Here is a 3,610-nt window from a genome sequence, read left to right as displayed (position 1 = left end):
AAAAGCTGAATTGTGAAGAACAAACATGGTTTCATCATCAGAAAAGAGCGAAAAAGCTGAATTGTGAAGAACAAACATGGTTTCATCATCAGAAATGAGTGAATAAGCTAAGTATTGATGAACAAACCTCTCTGTTATCATTAAATTTTAAAAAAAACATTGTTTCAACGGTTTTTGTCCCTACCCTCCTTCCTAACCCATTTCTAAGGAAAAAGAGGCAGTCATATGACTGCCTTTTTCTTTAAAAGATATATTTATCTAAAAAGGCGTTGCGGAATTTCCCATCTGGGTCATATTTCCGAACTAGTTCTCTGAATTGCGGCAATTTCTCATAAAATGACTGAACTCGTTCCGGTGCCATTGTGAACAGTTTTCCCCAGTGAGGCCGGGCATGGAATGGTTCAAGTGCTGCTTCAATTTCCGGCAATACCTGCTTCACCGACGACCAGTCATCTTTCCATGTAAAGTGAAGCCCGATAGAGTCCTGCTTGTAGTTCATACTCATCCATAGATCATCTGCTGCAATACTCCGAATCTCTGAAACTAACAGTAATGGAGCGATTTTATCACCTAATGCGCCCAATGCTTTCACTGCATCCTTCACATTTTCCCGCGGTATAATGTATTCACTTTGTAATTCTTTCCCGCTGCTTGGTGTAAAATTCATACGGAAATGTGACAGGCGGTCATGCCAAGGGCCTGCGATCCCTAACTGATCCGTACAATGCTCAGCTCCATGGCCGGCGATTGGATGTAATTTCACTGATGCCAGTTTTGCACCAAAAAAACCTGATACAACTTCAATAGAATCTCCCTCAGTAACAGCACGTTTCAACCAAACCTGTGTAAAACGCTCTGCGCCCCAATCAGTAAATAAACTAACACTATAGCTGCTTGAGAAAATTGCGTCATAATTTGCTTCGAATTCATCGAAGGTAAGGTTTTCATAAACATCCTGTCTTACCTGGAAGTCCGGAACAAGATTCAATGTTAGTTTAGTAATAATTCCTAAAGCACCAAGGCTAACGACTAACGCCTTCAACTCTTCTTCATTGTTTTCGCGGGATAAGGAAATTACCTCACCGTTCGCATTGACGAATTCCATAGCATCAACAATTGTCGCAAGGTTGCCGTTCTTGTCACCTGAACCGTGTGTCGCTGTTGCGCATGCTCCTGCGACAGAAATATGCGGAAGTGATGCGAGATTGTGCAGTGCTAACCCTGTTCCTTCAAGATATTGACTAACTTCGCTGTACTTCATCCCAGCTTCAATTGTAATTTTGCTTTCTGCTTTATTAAAAGAAACCACTTTATTAAGCTTCTCTAGAGATATCATATGTTCTGTGGAATCGGCAATGTCATTAAAAGAGTGGCGGGAACCAACCACTTTCAAACGTTTACATTTTTTCACCAATTGCTGAATTTCTTCAACACTTTCAGGGGAATGCCAATTCTCTGCACTGTATATATAATTGCCTGCCCAATTTCGTTGATTTGCCATTTTGAATGATACTCCTTTACTGAAAAAGTAATTTTCGTTCACTTGACCGTACAAGTTTAATTTTACCAGAATTTTATGCAAAGCGACAGATGAACCGCACATTTATTTAAAAATATTATTCTCGCATGGTGGAAACCGGCCCCTTTTAAAAGAAACAGTTGCAAAAATTCTGCCAATTCGTTAAGATGTAAGTATCCACTTGCATGCAAAGGATGGAAATTATGGATCGTACAAAACAGAAGATAATTGAAGCAACGATTTCGTTATTTGTTTCAAAAGGTTATAAAGGAACTACAACAAAGGAAATTGCTAAAGCTTCAGGGGTTAATGAAGTAACGATTTTCCGCCATTTTGGTAACAAGAGAGGTCTCTTTGAGGCAATTATTGATTCACTGACATTCCAACAAGTCTTTCCTGACGATTTTTCAGAAACTCTTTCATGGGATTTAGAAAAAGACTTGCTGGTAATATCAAAAAAATATCATGAAACATTAGACTCCATAAGTGATTTGGTATTAATTGGATTCCGGGAAGCTGGAAATCATCCAGAACTAAATGATCTGATATCTAAATTTCCCAAATCATTTAAAACGATTGTATATAACTATTTGCTGGAAATGAGAAAGCAAAACAAACTAATTGAAGTCAATATAGAATTACAGGCAATGAATTTTGTCTGGTTGAATTTCGGATATTTTATTTCCAAGTCCCGATTTGGCCAGCAGATTATCAGTGTTGAGCAGGATGAATTCCTGGAACAGAGCATTTTACTTTTTGCTAGAGGTTTAACACCCTAGCAAAAAAATTTAATTATAATTGCAAGTAAGTACTTGCTTTAATAAAAGGAGGAAAATTACTATGAAAACATTCAAGGCATTTTTTAAATCAGCCCCAACCTTTGTTGGAATGGGGATTGCGTTAACCTTTTTGCTAATCTTCTTTATCGTCTGGTTAACTGCGTACGATGGGGTAACAGATCGAATTGATCAATTGGAAGTTGGTTTCATTAATCAGGATCCAGCATTTGAATCAAGCACAATGACAGAGAAAATACCTTTTAAAACTACCCAATACAGCAAAATAGAGGATGGCAACAAGGATATTGACCATAGAAAAATTGATATGTTAATGGTTATTCCGGAAAATTTTACAGAAAAAGCAGCAGCGGGCGATGTGACGATACAATATTATATTAATCAGGCAGTACCTGCAATTACAAAGCAAGCAATGGAAAATGCGGCAAACCAGATAAATGAGCAGATTAATGAGAATATTTTTGAGTTAAAACGAGGTCAATTATCAAACCTGCCTGAGAACGTGATAAAAAGCGGATTGGAGTCACTTTCTCAACAAAGTGTGAAGCCGGAGATTATCAGGCTGAATGAAACAGAAGGATTTGCTGCATCAATGGTACCGCTGTTAATTGTACTCGCGTCATTTGTTGGCAGCATGTTATTAAGTTTAAATTTATTCACTGTTTCTCAAAAGCTTTCCCTTCAGTATAGTAAATGGTCCATTTTATTTTCACGATTTCTTATTCAGCTAATCGTTTCAGCAGCTTTAGCGGTATTAACGGTCAGCCTGTTAGCGGGTTTTGGTTTTGAATTACACGTAGATATCGGAGAAATACTCCTGTTCCAGTCATTGGTGTACCTGTCCTTTTTATGTCTTACTCAAATGTTTACTGTTCTATTCGGTACAGCAGGCATGCTGCTTAACATTATCAGCTTGTCCATTCAGCTTGTAACAGCAGGAGTGATGGTCCCAAGAGCTCTTTTGTCGGAAACGTATCAATTCATCAGTGATTTATTTCCGGCAACTTATGGAACAAGCGGATATTTCTCTATTATATATGGGGGTATGGACTTAACTGGTGAAATGAAAATATTATCTATCATTATATTAATAACATTCGGAATTACTGCTGTAAGAATAATATTTGTCAAAGAGAAAAAGGAAGTTACGTTAAGTGAAGTGAGTAATGCCGAAAGTCCCGTTTAATTGTAGCACAAAACAGAAAAATAGATTGATAAAATACTGTACTAATTAAAATAGGCAGAATCCTAAAGTCGATCGGAGGCGGTCTGAAAGCCTTCGCGTCAGGAAAAT

3 protein-coding genes are annotated in these 3,610 nt (G+C 37.7%); 2 read left to right on the top strand and 1 reads right to left on the bottom strand.

Annotated features, from left to right (window positions below; all coding sequences use genetic code 11):
* Positions 1 to 241: 241 nt before the first annotated feature.
* Positions 242 to 1,501 (bottom strand): FAD-binding protein, encoded by a 1,260-nt coding sequence (locus tag BMW36_RS15130; protein ID WP_089742611.1) that lies wholly within the window; start codon positions 1,499 to 1,501, stop codon positions 242 to 244.
* A gap of 221 nt (positions 1,502 to 1,722) precedes the next feature.
* Here BMW36_RS15130 and BMW36_RS15125 point away from each other — a divergent pair, with 221 nt between their 5' ends.
* Positions 1,723 to 2,298, top strand: coding sequence for a TetR/AcrR family transcriptional regulator (locus tag BMW36_RS15125; RefSeq protein ID WP_245711707.1), 576 nt, complete (start codon positions 1,723 to 1,725; stop codon positions 2,296 to 2,298).
* A 61-nt stretch (positions 2,299 to 2,359) separates the two neighbouring features.
* Positions 2,360 to 3,502: a YhgE/Pip domain-containing protein gene (locus BMW36_RS15120; RefSeq protein WP_089742610.1), complete on the top strand. Its 1,143-nt coding sequence runs from the start codon at positions 2,360 to 2,362 to the stop codon at positions 3,500 to 3,502.
* The last annotated feature ends 108 nt before the right edge of the window (positions 3,503 to 3,610 follow it).

The sequence above is a fragment of the Gracilibacillus ureilyticus genome (genome assembly GCF_900111195.1).
Classification (GTDB): Bacteria; Bacillota; Bacilli; order Bacillales; family Amphibacillaceae; genus Gracilibacillus; species Gracilibacillus ureilyticus.
This window is presented reverse-complemented; position numbering and strand designations above follow the sequence as displayed.